General features: G+C 76.1%; 13 protein-coding genes and 1 pseudogene. 4 read left to right on the top strand and 10 right to left on the bottom strand.

What is annotated here, in order from left to right; all coding sequences use genetic code 11:
• The 8 genes from ACFU74_RS26765 to ACFU74_RS26730 all read right to left on the bottom strand — a co-directional run.
• The coding region (locus tag ACFU74_RS26765; protein WP_380761147.1) for a hypothetical protein at positions 1–406 on the bottom strand (406 nt) is incomplete at its 3' end.
• Positions 407–500: 94 nt separating this feature from the next.
• Positions 501–1,766 (bottom strand): hypothetical protein, encoded by a 1,266-nt coding sequence (locus tag ACFU74_RS26760; RefSeq protein WP_380761145.1) that lies wholly within the window; start codon positions 1,764–1,766, stop codon positions 501–503.
• Positions 1,767–2,071: 305 nt separating this feature from the next.
• Entirely contained in the window at positions 2,072–2,584 is a 513-nt protein-coding gene (locus ACFU74_RS26755) for a copper chaperone PCu(A)C (protein WP_380761144.1), read from the bottom strand.
• Positions 2,581–4,866 carry a heavy metal translocating P-type ATPase gene (locus ACFU74_RS26750; RefSeq protein WP_380761142.1) on the bottom strand — a complete coding sequence of 762 codons (2,286 nt, stop codon included), beginning with the start codon at positions 4,864–4,866 and terminating at the stop codon, positions 2,581–2,583. The genes ACFU74_RS26755 and ACFU74_RS26750 overlap by 4 nt, the downstream gene beginning before the upstream one ends.
• 26 nt (positions 4,867–4,892) lie before the next feature.
• Positions 4,893–5,051 carry a hypothetical protein gene (locus tag ACFU74_RS26745; protein ID WP_380761140.1) on the bottom strand — a complete coding sequence of 53 codons (159 nt, stop codon included), beginning with the start codon at positions 5,049–5,051 and terminating at the stop codon, positions 4,893–4,895.
• Positions 5,052–5,274: 223 nt separating this feature from the next.
• The gene (locus ACFU74_RS26740; protein WP_380761138.1) at positions 5,275–7,641 is read right to left on the bottom strand and encodes a lamin tail domain-containing protein; all 2,367 of its coding nucleotides are present in this window, start codon (positions 7,639–7,641) and stop codon (positions 5,275–5,277) included.
• A 211-nt stretch (positions 7,642–7,852) separates the two neighbouring features.
• The gene (locus ACFU74_RS26735; RefSeq protein WP_380761136.1) at positions 7,853–8,281 is read right to left on the bottom strand and encodes a PPOX class F420-dependent oxidoreductase; all 429 of its coding nucleotides are present in this window, start codon (positions 8,279–8,281) and stop codon (positions 7,853–7,855) included.
• Positions 8,282–8,307: 26 nt separating this feature from the next.
• Positions 8,308–9,870 (bottom strand): D-alanyl-D-alanine carboxypeptidase family protein, encoded by a 1,563-nt coding sequence (locus ACFU74_RS26730; RefSeq protein ID WP_380761134.1) that lies wholly within the window; start codon positions 9,868–9,870, stop codon positions 8,308–8,310.
• A gap of 232 nt (positions 9,871–10,102) precedes the next feature.
• On the opposite strand from ACFU74_RS26730, the gene ACFU74_RS26725 reads away from it, so the two are divergent.
• Positions 10,103–11,383 carry an MFS transporter gene (locus ACFU74_RS26725; RefSeq protein ID WP_380761132.1) on the top strand — a complete coding sequence of 427 codons (1,281 nt, stop codon included), beginning with the start codon at positions 10,103–10,105 and terminating at the stop codon, positions 11,381–11,383.
• 10 nt (positions 11,384–11,393) lie between these two features.
• A complete protein-coding gene (locus ACFU74_RS26720) occupies positions 11,394–11,609 on the top strand; it encodes a hypothetical protein (RefSeq protein WP_380761130.1) in 216 nt (71 codons plus the stop codon).
• A 50-nt stretch (positions 11,610–11,659) separates the two neighbouring features.
• Here ACFU74_RS26720 and ACFU74_RS26715 read toward each other — a convergent pair whose 3' ends face one another.
• Positions 11,660–12,463 (bottom strand): TetR/AcrR family transcriptional regulator, encoded by an 804-nt coding sequence (locus ACFU74_RS26715; RefSeq protein WP_380761128.1) that lies wholly within the window; start codon positions 12,461–12,463, stop codon positions 11,660–11,662.
• A gap of 92 nt (positions 12,464–12,555) precedes the next feature.
• On the opposite strand from ACFU74_RS26715, the gene ACFU74_RS26710 reads away from it, so the two are divergent.
• Both ACFU74_RS26710 and ACFU74_RS26705 read left to right on the top strand, forming a co-directional pair.
• Positions 12,556–13,422 (top strand): siderophore-interacting protein, encoded by an 867-nt coding sequence (locus ACFU74_RS26710; protein ID WP_380761126.1) that lies wholly within the window; start codon positions 12,556–12,558, stop codon positions 13,420–13,422.
• 77 nt (positions 13,423–13,499) lie between these two features.
• Positions 13,500–14,495, top strand: a complete 996-nt coding sequence (locus ACFU74_RS26705) for an alpha/beta fold hydrolase (protein ID WP_380761124.1) — start codon at positions 13,500–13,502, stop codon at positions 14,493–14,495.
• Between the two features lie 77 nt (positions 14,496–14,572).
• Here the strand turns inward: ACFU74_RS26705 and ACFU74_RS26700 are convergent.
• Positions 14,573–15,196 (bottom strand): annotated as a pseudogene (locus tag ACFU74_RS26700) (VWA domain-containing protein); the annotation flags it as partial.
• Between the last annotated feature and the right edge of the window lie 119 nt (positions 15,197–15,315).

The following is a 15,315-nucleotide window of genomic DNA, read 5'->3' as shown; positions in this document are numbered from 1 at the left end:
TCCAGGCGCTCCAGCTGCCGTCCTCGGCGTGGCGTCGCGCCCAGAGCTTGTAGTCCGTGCCCCTGGCGGCGATCTCGAACCGGCCGTTGCCCGTGTCGGAGGCGCTGATGCCGACGCCGCCGATCAGGTAGCCGCCCAGCGACGACCAGGAGCCCTTCTTGCCGGACGCGCTGCTCGATCGCGTCCACACCGCGTGGTCGGTGCCGATGACGAACACCTGGCGGCGGCCGTCCCGGTAGGCGTACTCCGCCATGCCGGGCGAGCCGTACTCGTTGCCGCACAGGTACTCCCCGCCCCAGGTCGGGCTGGTGCAGTGCATCGGCTCCGCCACGGCGACGGCGGGCGCCGCCGTCACGGCGACGGCGGCGAGAGCGGCGGCGGCCAACGCCGTCCTGGTCTTCCTCACGGGACACTCCTCGGTCGGTACGGCCGAGGCCGCCCGCCGACCGGGCAGCCCCCTCAGCGAAGGAGACGGACGCCCGGCGGCGGCGGGTTCACGGTCAGGAGCCCATGGCGGCGAGGTCCTTGATGTCCTGGTAGCTCATGCCCAGCTTGTTGTAGAGCCGGACCTGCTCCTCGTTCATCGTGCCGCCGGCGGTCAGCTCCTTGACCTGGGCGTCGGTGAGCGGCGCCGCCGCCTCGCCCGGGCCGCCGATGCCGGTGCCGGTGCCGTCGGCCCCGGCGCCCAGCGGGTCCGCGCCGAACGCGCCGCCGGCGAAGGTGCCCAGCAGGCCGAGGATGTCGTCGGAGGTGATCGTGGCGGCGTCGGCGGGCGCCTGGACCGCCGGGGCGTCCTTGCCGAACGCGATCTGCAGCGGTAGCGGGGTGGCGGTGGCCTTCTCCTCCAGCTGGGCGAGGTCGAAGGTGACGGCGGACAGCGCGCCGCCGTCGAGGACGACGTCCAGGGACAGGTTGCGGTCCGGGATCTCCGTCGGGGCGGTCTTCGGCAGCGCGTCGACGTCCGGGAGGTCCTTGGTGAGCGGCGCGAAGGCCTTCAGCAGGTCGTTCGCCAGCTTGCGGGCCGGGGCGGTGACGGTGATCCGCTCCTTGCCGTCCTTCTTCCCCTTGTCCTCGAAGGACAGGTCGTTGTTGAGGATGTCCTTCAGCGACGCGGTCAGGCCGTCCGTGAGCTTGGGGTCGAGCGACGGCGCGGCGGAGGCCCCGGCGGTGCCCGCGACGTCCGCCGCGCCGGCTCCCGCGAGCTCCTTGGCGTCGAAGGCGACCCACTTGCCCGTCAGCGCACCCTGGATGGCGGCCGGCAGGCTCGCGGTCAGCTGGTCGACCTCGGAGGCGTCCTCACCGGTGAGGCTCACGAAGCCGGCCAGGTCCGCCTTCGCGAAGGCCCGGTCGCCGACCTGGCGCAGCTCGAACAGCGACGCCCCGCCCTTGCCGGTGAGCGCGAAGGAGGAGGAGAGCGACGGGTCGGTCTTCGGGGCCGCGCCGTCGGCGCCCTTGGACGGCTGGACGTCCTTCAGCGGCTTGTCGGCGCTGACCGCGACGGACAGGCTGACGGCGGCGAGCGCGGCCGCCTCGTCCTTCTCGATCTTCTCGCCGGTGGCCGTCCCGAACGCCTCGATCTGCTCGGCGGTGGCGGCGAGCGACAGCTTGGCGCTGAAGGACTTGCCCTGGCCGAGCTTCTCGAACGCGGTGGACACCTTGTCGGCGGCACTGAGCTGCTGCACGGTGCCGCAGGCGGCGAGGCCGGTGGCGAGAACGGTGCCGCAGGCGGCCGCGACCAGGGTCGTGCGGGCAGTCCGGCGTATCACGGTGTTGATGGGAGAGCTCCTGGGTGTGGCGGCGGGTGCCGGTGCAGCGGGTACGGGCGTGGGTGCGTCCGGGCGCGACGTGACGGCGCGAGGGCGTGACGGCGTGACACGGACGGGCACAGGACCTTCGGGTCGGGCACGCGGCTTCCCGGCGCCCTCCGCAGGATGGGCACAAACTACCGGACCCGGCCGACAATCCCGAGCCGCGCCCCTGGCGGCGCCCGGTGCCCCGTGCGGGACGGCCGCTCCGGACCGGCCGTCACCGGCCCGGCCCGGCCGCCGCCCGACCGGGCCGCCGCCCCGGGTCAGCCGCCGCGCCGACCGCCGGGCGGCAGGACCTCCGCCCTGACGCGCACCGGTGGACTGTTGCGGAAGCCGAGCGTGAACTCCACCCACTGCCCGACCTTCAGCGGCGGCGGATTGGTGATCATCAGATCGGAGTCCTCCGGCGACATCACCAACGCGCCGCGCTCCGGCACCGGCAGCGACGCGGCCGGCGCCCACCGGCCCGAGGCACCCTGGTGCAGATGCCGCTTCAGCGTCACCTTGCCGCCGAACTCCCAGCCGGCGGAGGTCAGCTCGTCCGGGATGTCGCCCGGGTTGCGGACCGTGAAGAAGGCGGCGGTGACCGGCGCCCCGCTCGCGGTGGGCAGCAGCAGCCACCCGGGCTCCACCTCGACCGGGCGCGCCGTCCCGGCCCCGCCGACCGCCGTCCACCCCGAGAGCAGCGCGAGCGCCACCCCGGCCGCCGCCACCGGCGGCCCGGCCACCCGCAACCGCCGGGCCGCCCCCAGCACCCGGGCCGTCCGCCCGCTCACCACGCCGCACCCGCCGCACCCGCCGTGCCCGCCGCACCCGTCGTGCCACCGGAGTCCGTACGGCCGGCGCCGCGCCCGGGGCGCCACGTCCGCAGCCGCAGGCTGTTGCCCACCACCAGCAGCGAACTCAGCGACATCGCCACCGCCGCCAGCATCGGGTTCAGCAACCCCACCGCCGCCAGCGGGATCAGCACCACGTTGTACCCGAACGCCCAGAGCAGGTTCACCCGGATCGTCGCCAGGGTGCGCCGGGCCAGCCGGACGGCGTCCACCACCGCCTCGATGTCCCCGCGCACCAGCGTCAGCCCGGCCGCGCCGATCGCCGCGTCGCTTCCCGAGGCGAGCGCCACCCCGAGGTCCGCCGAGGCCAGTGCGACGGCGTCGTTGACCCCGTCACCGACCACCGCAGTGGTCCGACCGGCGGCCCTCAGCTCCGCCACCACCTCCGCCTTGCGCTCCGGCGAGGCCGAGGCGTGCACCCGCTCGATGCCCAGCTCCGCCGCGACGGCCCGCGCCGCGCCGGGACCGTCCCCGGTCAGCAGCACCGGCTCCAGGCCCATGCCGCGCAGCCGGTGCAGCGCACGCCAACTGCCCGAGCGCACCGTGTCGCCGACCGCCAGCACGGCCGCCGGCCGCCCGTCCAGCTCCACCACCACCGGTGTGCGGCCCGCCGCCGAGGCGTCCGCCCGCGCCCGCGCCAGTTCCTCCGGCAGCGGCCCGCCGACCGCCTCCGGGCGCACCACCCGCACCAGGAGGCCCTCGACCTCCCCGGACGCCCCGACGCCGGCGGTGGCCGTGAACCCGGCCACCCCCGCCAGCGGTTCGGAGCCGCACCGGGCCCGGGCCGCCCCCACGACGGCCCGCCCGACGGGGTGCTCCGACCGGTGCTCGACCGCTCCCGCGAGCCGCAGCACCCGCTCCTCGCCGACCCCCGCGCCGACCGCCACGGCCACCGCCGTGAGCTCCATCCGGCCGGTGGTCAGCGTGCCCGTCTTGTCCAGCACCACGGTGTCGACCCGGCGCAGGCTCTCCAGCACCTCGGGACCGCGCACCAGCACGCCCAGTTCGGCTCCGCGCCCGGTCGCGGCCAGCAGCGCGGTCGGCGTGGCCAGGCCCAGTGCGCACGGGCAGGCCACCACCAGGACGGCGACCGCCGCCGTCACCGCCGCCTGCGGATCGGCGCCCGCGCCCAGCCAGAAGCCCAGCACGCAGACCGCCACCGTCAGCACACACGGCACGAACACCCCGGCGACCGTGTCCGCGAGCCGCTGCGCCCTGGCCTTGCCCGCCTGGGCGTCCGCCACCAGCGCGGTGATCCGGGCCAGTTGGGTGTCCGCGCCGACCGCCGTCGCCCGCACCACCAGTGACCCGCCGACGTTCACCGTGGCGCCCGCCACCCGGTCGCCCGGCCCGACCTCCACCGGCACCGACTCACCGGTCAGCAGGCTCAGGTCCAGCGCCGAACCGCCCTCGACCACCACCCCGTCGGTGGCCACCCGCTCGCCCGGCCGGACCACGAACTCCTGCCCCGGCAAAAGCCGTTCGATCGGCAGCAGCCGCTCCTCGCCGGTGCGCGGATCGCGGACGCAGACCTCCTTGGCGCCCAGCTCGGCCAGCGCCCGCAGGGCCGAACCGCTGCGCCGCCGCACCCGGCCCTCCAGCAGCCGCCCGGCCAGTACGAACAGCGGCACCCCGACGGCCGCCTCCAGGTAGACGTGCGCGGCGCCGCCGCCGTCGGCGGTCAGCGAGAACGGCATCCGCATGCCGATCGCGCCCGCCCCGCCGAACAGCAGCGCGTACGCGGACCAGCCGAACGACGCGACCACACCGAGGCTCACCAGGGTGTCCATGGTCGCCGCCGCGTGCCGCAGGCCCTGCCGGGCCCGGCGGTGGAACCCGGCCGAGCCCCAGCTCACCACCGGCAGCGCCAGCCCGAAGCAGACCCACTGCCAGGCCGGGAACTGGAGCGAGGGCACCATCGACAGCACCACCACGGGCACGGCCAGCAGGGCCGTCACCAGCAGCCGCCACCGGTCTTCGGCGTCCTCCGGCCCGGTACTGTCCAGGCCCGTCCCGGGCTCGGCCAATTCGGCGGTGTACCCGGCCCGTTCGACCGCCGCGACCAGCTCCTCGACGCCCACCGCGGCCGGGTGCAGCACCCGCGCCCGTCCGGTGGCCAGGTTCACCCCGGCGCTCACGCCCTCGATCCGGGCCAGTCGCTTCTCCACCCGGCCCACGCAGGCCGCACAGGTCATCCCGCCGACCGCCAGATCGGTGCTCACCAGCGCATCGGCCTCCGCGGTCGCCCTCACCGGCCCGCCCCCATCTGATGCCCCGTCCCGGGCTTCCCGCCGCCCCCGCCCCCGGGCGTCAGCCCGGGCGCCACCGGCCCGGCCCCGCGCCCCACCACGAAGGCCACGACGAACACCACCACCAGCAGCAGGGCGAACCCCGCCAGCACACTCAACGGCCGGCCACCCGGCGACATCCCACTCACCCCCCACCAGTCGTCCCCCTGCCCCGGTGAGTTCCCGTACACCCCGAATGACCCGAATCACATACCCCCACCCCGTGCCCGCGCCCGCACCCGGCGAAGGCCGGAGCGCGTACGGTCTCCCGCGGGTACGGCGCTGCCCCGGCGTCGGGGTGGTGACGCCGGGGCAGGGGGGAGCCGGGTGGGGCGGGGTGGGCTACGGGAGGGGGATGCGGACGATCTGGGGGTCGTGGTCGCTCAGTTGGGTGGCGAACTCGCTGTTGAGGTGGACGATGTCGTAGCTGTAGGCCTTGGCCGCGAGGGCGGGGGAGATGAGGATGTGGTCCAGCACCTGGGAGTTGCCCTCGTAGACGTAGGTGTAGCGCTCGGCGAGGGGGAGGGTGCGGGGGAGGTCGACCAGGGTGCCGCCGGCGGTGAGGAGGTCGGTGGTCTGCGAGAACTCGAAGTCGTTGATGTCGCCGAGGACGACGACCGAGGCGTTCGGGTCGACGGCGAGGATCTGGTCGCTGAAGGCCTTCACCGCGGTGGCCTGGGCGTGGCGCTGGGTCTCGGAGGGGCGGGACGGTTGCTGGTAGCGGCCGAAGAGGGGCTGGTCGCCGCCCTTGGAGTTGAAGTGGTTGGCGATCACGAAGACCGGGCGGCCGTTCCAGCGGAACTCGCCGGCGAGCGGCTTGCGGCTGGCGTTGAACGCGGAGTTGGCGGGGTCGATCCGGCCGGGGGAGTAGGCGAGCGCGGGCGTGCCGGCGTTGTTGACGACCGAGTTGGCGGTGGTCGAGCCGGCGCCGGGGCGGTCGGTGAAGGTCAGGCCGCGGTCGGTGCGGTAGAGGAAGACCTGGCGGATGTTGCCGCCGGGCTGGCCGCCGTCCTGGTCGTTCACCGGGTTGATCTGGCGGGAGGAGTAGGCCGGGCCGCCGGCCGCGCTGATCGCGGTGACCAGCTTGGCCACCGTCTGGTCGGCGGCGACGACGCCGTTGTCGGTCGCGCCGGAGTTGTCCTGGATCTCCTCCAGGGCGATCAGGTCGGGCGAGCGGAGGTTGCCGACGACGGCCGCGGCGAGGCCGTCGAACTTGCTCTGCGGGTCGCCGGGGGCGAGGTTCTCGACGTTGAAGGTCGCGGTGGCGAGTTCGCCGGCGGCCTGGGCGGCGGTGGTCTCGGCGGCGAGGCCGCCGGGGACGACGGCCGGGGTCGCGGTGACCAGCAGCTTGAAGTTGCCGAAGGAGTAGTCGAGGACGCCTATGGTGGCGCCGGAGAGGGTGTCGCCCACGTTGGCGGTCGGCGTCGGGGCGAGCACGTCGTCCAGCAGGACCCGCTCGGGGTTGCCGTCGGCGGCCTGCAGCAGGATGCCGCCGCGGTTGGTGCGGGTGGCCGAGCCCTGCGGGACGACCGGGATCTCGCCGAAGGAGCTGCGCGGGCCGACCACGGCGGCGCCGTTCAGCTGGACCCGCATGCCCTCCAGGGACTCCCAGAAGTCCAGGCCGTCGGTGGCCGGCTGGAAGCCGCCGGCCGTCTCGACGTCGCCCGTGGTGACGCTGGAGATCACCGAGGCGGGCGGCACCCGGCCGCCCGCGCCGGCCACGGTGGCGGCGGGCAGCGCGGCGTTGTGGGAGAGGACGCTGGTGGTGGGCGCGGTGAGTTCGGTGACGGTCAGGTTGGTGGTGCCGCCGGTGCCGCCCGGGCGGAACTCGCTCACCGTGCCGCCGACCTTGACCGAGTCGCCGACGGCCACGCCCGGCGCGCCCGCGGTGTAGACGTAGACGGCCTCGCTGGTGGCCGGGTCGGCGTCGGGCTGCGGGTCCTGGAACCAGTAGCCGCTCGGGCCGACCGCGGTGACGACGCCGGGGACGGCGCTGACCGCCTGGCCGGCCAGCGGGGAGGTGCGGGCCGCGCCCTGGATGTCGTGGATGCGGGCGCCGCCGGTGCCGCCGCCGGTGGAGGACGAGTTGCGCGGGCCGGGCGCGGCGACCGCGAAGTCGGCGGCGTTGCTGTCGGTGTCGGTGGCGCCGCCGCCCGCCCGCAGCGCGGCGGTGGTGTTGGCGAGGTTGCCGGTCGGCGAGCCCTCGGCCGAGCTCGCGGTCGTGCCGTAGCCGACGAAGTCCTTCACCCCGGGCTGGGCGGCGCAGCCGGTGGAGCAGGTCAGCGCGGTGGAGTTGGTGACCAGCGCGACCTTGCCGGCGTTGGCGCCCAGGGCGATCGTGCCGGTGGCGTCCGGCGTCGGGAGGGCGGCGCCGGAGCCGGCCCCGGCGGCCTGCTGCACCAGGTAGTACTTGCCGGGGGCGATGGTGCCCGACAGGGTGGTCCTCGACCAGGAGGAGCCGGCCGCGGAGGCGTACTGGACGGTCCAGCCGGTGACCGGGACCGGCGTGGTGCCGCGGTTGTACAGCTCGATGAAGTCGTTGGTGAACGGGGCGCCGGAGTTGCCGCCGCCGCCGTACACCTGGCTGATCACGATGTCCGGCGACACCGCGTGCGCGGTGCCGGCCGGCAGGGCTGTGAGCGCTCCCACGAGGGCGGCGGCCGATGCCACCGCCAGCGCACGGAGCCGGACTCGATCGGTTCGCCGCATGGGGCGTCCTCCTGACGCGCGAACGGGTGATGGTGGGGCGCTGTGTGTTGTAGCAGCGCCACCGTTGCCATACCGCGCGCTCTGGCGGACGACCAGGCGTACAACGGGAGAACGTTTCGGCTGACATGAACCGGACGGGTTTCTGGTGGCCGGCGTGGCCGGTGTGACCGGTGGGCCGTCAGTCGGGCGTCCGTCGGCCGTCCGTCGGCCGTCAGTCGTCGGTGAGGGTGAGGCGGATGCCGACGGTGCCGCGTTCGCCGCGCCGCAGCCGGCTGCCGAGCAGGGTGAGGACGCCGACCAGACCGTACTTCTGGCGCAGCAGGGTCCGGTAGGCGGCGGTGCGCTCCGGGCCGAGGACCTCGGCGGTCGCCCGGTGGGACTCACCGGTCGGATTGCCGCGCACGTCGCAGGGACCGACCAGGACGTCGGCCCGGTTGCGGATCCGCTTGACCTTCCAGGAGTCGGCGACGGTCCAGATGCCGAGCGCCTCGCCGTCGCGCACCACCCACACCGGGGTCGGGACGGCACTGCCGTCCTTCTTGAAGGTGGTGACCAGCAGATAGCTCCCGGAGGAGAGGCTGACGAGGCGTTCGAGCCGCTTCTGCCGGTGCGGGTCGGGGTGGGGGGTGGCGGCGCTCATGCCGGGCATTCTAGGGCGCCCGCGGGCTACGGGCTCCGGGTGCCGGCCGGGGTGAGCCGGGCACGGGCCGAGCGGACCAGGCCCCGGGCCCGGCGGGCGAGCCGGCGACGGCCGCCGCCGCCCACCGCCGTGGAGCCGCCCACGGCGGTGGCGCCGCGCGGGGCGGTGCCGCCGTAGGGTGCGGGTCCGCCGCAGGGTGCGGTGCCGTCGTACGGTGCGGGTCCGCCGCGCGGGGCGGGGGAGCCGGGCGGCACCGGGGGTCGGGCGGCCACGGCCGTCCGGGGGTGCAGCCGCCGACGGGCCCGGACCCGGGCCGCCGCCCAGAGCGCGAGGGCCCCGCACAGGGCCCCCGCCGTCCAGCCGACCGGGCCGAGCGCGTGGTCCGCCTGCCGGAGGGCCTGGTCGGCCTCCCGGACGACCTCCGGCAGGATCCCGGTGTCCTCCGGTGCCTCGTCCTCCGCGTCCGGCGCCGATTCCCCGGCCTCCTCCTCGTCGGCCTCGTCCCCGTCCTCCAACTCCTCCACCAGGGCGCCCACCGGCTCGACCCGGCCGGCCGCCGCGAAGCCCCAGTCCAGCAGCGCCGCCGCCTCGCCGTACACCTTGGACTGCTGCTCCGGGTGCATCACCGTCACCAGCAGCGTCCGGCCGCCGCGTTCGGCGGCGCCGGTGAAGGTGGCGCCCGCGTTGGTGGTGTAGCCGTTCTTCACCCCGATGAGACCGGGGTACGCGCCCAGCAGGCGGTCCGTGTTGGCGATGTCGAAGGCGGTGCGCTGCCCGGTCGTCAGGTCGAGCCCGCCGGGGAAGCGCGCGGTGCGGGTCGCGCAGTAGGCCCGGAAGTCCGGGTTGCGCAGCCCGGCGCGGGCGAACAGCGTGAGGTCGTACGCCGAGGAGACCTGGCCGTCCTGGTCGTAGCCGTCCGGGGTGACCACCCGGGTGTCGCGGGCCTGGAGGGCGTCCGCCCGCTCCTGCATCTGCGCGACCGTGCGGGCCAGCCCGCCGTTCATGTGGGAGAGGACGTGCACGGCGTCGTTGCCGGAGGCGAGGAAGACCCCGCGCCAGAGGTCCTCGACCCGGTAGGGGAGGTTCTCCTTGATCCCGACCAGGCTGCTCCCGGCGCCCACCCCGGCCAGTTCGGCCGGGGTCACCCGGTGCTCCAGGGAGCGGTCGAACTTGGGCAGCACGGTGTCGGCGAACAGCATCTTGAGCGTGCTGGCGGGCGGCAGCGGCAGGTGCGCGTTGCGGGCCGCCAGCACCTCGCCGGTGGCGGCGTCGGCGACCAGCCAGGACAGCCCGGTCAGTCCGGCGGGCAGCTCCGGTGCCCCGGTCCGCGGCGCCACCTGGACGGTCGGCCGGCCGAGCCGCTCGCCGCCGATCACGGTGGTCGCGTCCTGCGCGAGGCCGGGGGCGACGGCCGGGGCGGACGGGGAGGCGGTGGGGGAGGCGGCGGAGGCGCCCGGCGACCCGGTGGGCGGAGTGTCCGCGAGCGCCGCGGGCGGACCGGCCGCGAGGGCCAGCAGGACGACGGCGCCGGCCGCCGCGGGTATCCCGGCCCGGGTGCGCCGACTGACGTGGGGTGACCTCTGGTGCACACGGCGAACGTAACCCGGGGGACCGCCGCCCCGCCCCGCCCGCTGCTCCGTCCGGGCCCCGGGCCCCGGGCTGGTACGGTTCGGAACCATGTCCGTCCCTCGTGCGTAGCCGACCCGTCGCGACCGCGCCCCGACCGTCACCGTCGGCGCGGTACTCCGGTGTCCCCGCACGCATCCGGTGCCGCTGGGCGCAGCCGCCCACCGCCCGGCCTCCACCGAGGAACGTTTCCGCATGCCCTCCCCCGCCTCCGTGCCCGCGCACGGCCCCTCCGCACGCCCCGGCTACCGCGCCGTGCTCCGCGCCCCGCACGCCGGCCGCACCTTCGCCGCGGCGCTGCTCGGCCGGCTCTCCTACGGCGTGGTCCCGCTCGCCCTGCTGCTCGCCGTCCGCGACGCCACCGGGTCCTACTCCGCCGCGGGCGCGGCGACGGCCCTGTTCGGCCTCGCGAGTGTCGCGCTCTCCCCGGTCCGGGCCGCCCTGGTCGACCGCCACGGGCCCCGGCGCGCGCTGCCGCCGATGGCGGTGCTGTACACCGCGCTGCTGCTCGCCGCGGCCGCCGCGACCGCGCGCCCCGGCACAGCGCCGGCGGTCCTGGCCGCGCTGGTCGTCGCGGCGGGCGCCTGCACCCCGCCGCTCGGCCCGGTGATGCGGACCCTCTGGCGCCGGCTGCTGCCCGATCCAGCCCTGCTCCGCCGCGCCTTCAGCCTCGACGCGGTCGCCGAGGAACTGCTCTTCGTCAGCGGACCGCTGCTGGTCGGCGTGCTGCTGCCGTTCGTCGGCCCCGCCGGTGCCGTCGTCGCGGGCGCGGCGCTGCTGCTCACCGGTGCGCTGCTGCTGGTGGCCTCGCCGCTCGCGGCGGCGCCGGGCGGAGGGGCGGCTGCCGCGAGCGGTGACCGCCGGGCGCGGCGCGCGGGACGGCTCGGCGGCGGGCGGGCGCTGCGGTGCGCGGTGCTCGCGGCGGCCGCGACCGGACTGGCGCTGGGTGCGCTCGACCTCATGGTGGTCGCCTTCGCCGAGCAACAGGGCCGGCCGGCGGCGGTCGGCTGGGTGCTGGCCGCGCTCTCGGCCGGCAGTGCGGTCGGGGGCCTCGGGCTCGGCGCGCTGGACCGTCCGCTGCCGAACGCCGTCCGGCTGCCGCTGTTCACGGCCGGCCTCGGCCTGGCACTGGCCGCCGCCGGGCTCGCGCCGAACCTGCTGCTGCTCGGTGCGGCCGTCGCACTCGCCGGGCTCTTCGTCTCACCCGCCCTCACCACCGCCTACCTGGTGGCGGACGAGGCGGTCGCCCCCGACGCCCGCACCCGCGCCGGGGCCTGGGTGAACACCGCCTTCAACGCCGGATCGGCGGCCGGCGGCGCGGGCGTGGGCCTGCTGGTGGGACACCTGCCGCCACCGCTCTGCTTCGCCCTCGCGGCGGCCCCGGCCCTCGCCGCCGCGCCCGTGCTCCGCACGCGCGACTTTGGTGACGCCGGGTCGCGCCGAAAGTCGGATCCCGCGCCCGACGCGGCTGCCTAGCGTCGTGGCCATGAAGAACTTCCTCGGCTTCGTGAGCTTCGTCCTGATCATCGGCGGAATCAGCGGGCTGGTCGCCGACCACCTGTGGGGCTTTCGCCTCTTCGGTTTCGTCCGCTACCTCGTTCCCGCCGACCACCAGACCGTCGGCTACCTGGTGATGATCGGCGTGGGCATCCTGGTCGCCCTCGGCACCGGCCTCCTGGACCGCCTGGGCGCCAGGGACTGAAGCCGGCGCGAGCGGCCGGCGCCGGCGTCAGGCCTCGTCCGGCCCCGGCGTCAGGCCTCGTCCGCCGCCGCGGCGATGCCGTCCAGCAGGACGGCCAGCCCGGTGCGGAAGGCCTCCCGGGCGCGGTCGGGAGCGGGGTTCCCGGCCCCCGCCCGGCCCCCGGCCTCGGCGGCGCCGGACTGGTCCAGGGCGGTGAGCAGCGGGAACCGTTCGGCGAAGTCGGGCGCCAGCTCGGCCAGTTGGGAGGCCCGGGCGTGCCACCACTCCTCGTCCGGCACACCGGTGGCGGCCGAGGCGGCCCGGGCCTCCGCCGCGGTCTGCGCGGCTCCCCGGACGAACTGCCACAGGGCGGCGACCGCACCCCGCAGCCGCCGGGGGTCGAGCCGGGCCCCCTGGAGGATGCCCAGCAGGGCCTCCATCGCGCCCAGCTCGCCGGGCCCGAGGACCGGGCGGGCCTGCGAGATCTGCAGCACCCAGGGGTGGCGGAGGTAGCAGTCGAGGGCCTCCTCGGCCCAGGCGGTGACGGCCGGCCGCCAGCCCCCGGCCGGGGCGTGGCCGCCGGAGGGCGAGGGCAGCTCGGCGAGCACCCGGTCGTGCATCAGGTCCAGCAGTTCGGCCTTGCCGGGGACGTAGGTGTAGAGCGCCATGGCGGTGCGGCCGAGGCGCTCGCCGACCGCGCGCATGGAGAGCGCGGCCGGTCCTTCGGCGTCGGCGACGGCGATCCCGGCCAGGACGATCGCGTCCACGCTCAGCCCGGGCTTGGGCCCGCTGCGCCCGGGACGCGGGGCCTCGGGGGCGCGCCACAGCAGCGCCATGGAGCGGCGGGCGTCGCCCTGGCCGGCGAAGACGGTCACGACTGAACTCCTTATCGCATAAGGTAACCTCGGTCCGAGGAACTCTTTACGGCATAAGGTATCAACGGGGGACCGAAACCGGAGGTTGAGCCATGAGCCTTCCCGTCACGTATGTGCGGGTCATCGACGTCACGCGGACCACTCCCCGGACGGCCCGGATCGCCTTCGAGGCCGAGGCGCTGGACGCGAGCGTCGGCGCCTCGCCCGACCAGCAGGTCAAACTCTGCTTCCCCCGCCCCGGGCAGGACGTCCCCGTCCTGCCCGGGCGGAGCGAGGACCCCGCGGGCTGGTACCGGGCGTACCTGGAGATCCCCGAGCCGGAGCGGCCGTGGATGCGCAGCTTCACCCTCCGGCGCCGCCGGCCCGGGACCAGGCGGCTGGAGATCGACTTCGTGCTGCACGGTGACTCCGGTCCGGCGAGCGCCTGGGCCGAGCGGGCCCGGCCCGGGGACCGGCTGGGCATGGTCGGACCCTCCGCGCTGTACGCCTCCCCGCTGTCGCTCACCGATGCCGCCGCGGCGGCGGACTGGGTGCTGATGATGGGGGACGAGTCGGCGCTGCCCGCGATCGGCACCCTGCTGGAAGCGCTGCCCGAGGGCACCGGGGCGGTGGTGTTCGCCGAGGTCGCCGACCGCGCCGAGGAGCAGCCGCTGCCCGCCCCGCCCGGTACGACCGTCCGGTGGCTGCACCGCGGCTCCGCCGCGCCCGGCCGGGTGCTGGTCGAGGCCCTCGCCGCCGCCGACCTGCCGGCTGGCACGCCCTTCGCCTGGCTGGCCGGGGAGGCGTCCGCGGTCCGTGCGCTCCGCCGCCACCTGGTGGAGGAGCGCGGCGTGCCGAAGGCCTCGGTCGAGTTCAGCGGCTACTGGCGGCACCGCTGCACCCAGGACGACGCGCCCACGGCCGAGGACATGGCGGACGCGCAGGAGAAGCTGGCCCGACTCCGGGCGGCGAACGGCTGAACCCGGCCGGTGCGGGAACGAACGCCCGGTCGCTGTCCGTTCCGGCGGTTGACGAGTCGTCAACGAGGAGGGGCCGGATGACCAAGCAGGCGTACGGACAGATCTCGCACCACCACGTCGAGGTGAACGGGGTCCGGCTGCACGTCGCCGAGCAGGGGGAGGGCCCGCTGGTCCTGCTGCTGCACGGCTTCCCGGAGAACTGGTACTCCTGGCGGCACCAGTTCGCCCCGCTCGCCGCGGCCGGCTACCGGGTGGCCGCCGTCGACCAGCGCGGCTGCGCCCGCAGCGAGCAGCCGGAAGCGGTCGACGCCTACACCCTGCTCCACCTGGTCGGCGACGTCACCGGCCTGATCCGCGCGCTCGGTGAGGAGCACGCGGTGCTGGTCGGCCACGACTGGGGTGCCCCGGTCGCCTGGACCACCGCGACCCTGCGCCCGGACCTGGTGCGCGGCGTGGCCGGCCTCAGCGTCCCGCCGCTGCCGACCCTCGGCCTGCCGCCGCTGGCACAGGCCAGGGAGCGGTTCGGCGACGGCTTCTACCAGATCTACTTCCAGCGCCCGGGCGTCGCCGACGCCGAACTCGCCCGGGACCCGCACGAGACGTTCCGGCGCCTGCTCTACAGCGGCTCGGGCGACCGTCCGCGCGACCCGGGGCCGCGCGCCTGGGTGGTCGGCGAGGGCCAGACCCTGCTGGACGCCCTCGACGCGCCGGAGAAGCTGCCCGCCTGGCTGTCGGAGGCGGACATCGAGGCCTTCGTCGCCGACTACGCCGAGCACGGCGAGCGGGCGTTCACCGGCGGCCTCAACTGGTACCGCAACATCGACCGGAACAACGAACTGCTCGCCGGGCTCGCCGGCCGGCCCGTGGAGGTCCCCGCCCTCTACGTGGCCGGGGACCAGGACATGGTCACCTCCCAGATCCCCGAGGACGCGATGCGGCAGCTGCTGGAGCACCTGACGCCCAAGCTGTTCCGGCGCGTCACCCTCCCCGGCATCGGGCACTGGACGCAGCAGGAGAGCCCGGCCGGGGTCAGCGCCGCGCTGCTGGACTTCCTCCGGCACCTGGACGGCTGAGGCCGCCACCGGGTGGCCGGCCCCGGCCGGGCGGGTCCGGCCGGGCCCGCCGGGGCCCGGGGACCCGCCACCCCTCCTCAGACCGGGAGGAGGCGGGCGATGAACCCGCTCAGCAGGCGGGCGTTGCGGCAGCAGTGCATCCCGACCGCCTGGGCGTAGACGGGGGCGGCGGAGTCCCCGGTGCCCCAGAGGGCGGGCTGCTCCGGGTTGAGCCAGTGGACGCGGCGGGCGCGGGCGGCGATGAGCCGGAGGGCGGGCAGGTTGGGGTCCCGGTGGTTGTTCCGGGCGTCGCCGAGGATCAGCACGCTGGTCCGCGGGCCCACCGCGTCCAGGTGGCGCTCGGCGAACCCGCCGAGCGCCGAGCCGTAGTCGCTGTTGCCGTGGTGGCCCGTCACCTCGGCCTCGGTGATGATCCGCCGGGCCAGCGCGGCCGGGTCGCCGCCGCCACGGGTCAGCAGGTCGGTCACCTCGGCGGTGCGGTTGACGAAGGCGAACACCCGGACCTTGCTGAACTGGTCGCGCATCGCCTGGACCAGCAGCAGGGTGAAGTCGGAGAAGCCCGCCACCGAGCCGGACACGTCGCAGATCAGGACCAGCTCCGGCCGGGCGGGGCGGCGCAGCCGGTGGGCCGGGCGCAGCGGGACGCCGCCGGTGGACAGCGAGCGGCGCAGGGTGCGGCGCAGGTCGATGCGGCCGCGGGCCCCGCCGCGGGGGCGCGCCGCCCCCCCGGGGGGCCCGTTTGGGGGCCACCCGGGTTAGGGGGGGCCGCCGTGGGCGCGCGGGGGGGGGGCCGCGGCGCGGGAGAAGAGAAGGGGGGTGG

The organism is Kitasatospora sp. NPDC057500 (assembly GCF_042802195.1).
Classification (GTDB): domain Bacteria; phylum Actinomycetota; class Actinomycetes; order Streptomycetales; family Streptomycetaceae; genus Kitasatospora.
Note: the sequence above shows the minus strand (reverse complement) of the source record. Positions and strands in the feature narration are given on the sequence as shown.

Bases quoted from the DNA above. Each gene is read 5' to 3' on its own strand.
- ACFU74_RS26740 (WP_380761138.1), bottom strand. From the start codon at position 7,641: ATGCGGCGAACCGATCGAGTCCGGCTCCGTGCGCTGGCGGTGGCATCG.
- ACFU74_RS26735 (WP_380761136.1), bottom strand. From the start codon at position 8,281: ATGAGCGCCGCCACCCCCCACCCCGACCCGCACCGGCAGAAGCGGCTC.
- ACFU74_RS26725 (WP_380761132.1), top strand. From the start codon at position 10,103: ATGCCCTCCCCCGCCTCCGTGCCCGCGCACGGCCCCTCCGCACGCCCC.
- ACFU74_RS26720 (WP_380761130.1), top strand. From the start codon at position 11,394: ATGAAGAACTTCCTCGGCTTCGTGAGCTTCGTCCTGATCATCGGCGGA.
- ACFU74_RS26710 (WP_380761126.1), top strand. From the start codon at position 12,556: ATGAGCCTTCCCGTCACGTATGTGCGGGTCATCGACGTCACGCGGACC.
- ACFU74_RS26705 (WP_380761124.1), top strand. From the start codon at position 13,500: ATGACCAAGCAGGCGTACGGACAGATCTCGCACCACCACGTCGAGGTG.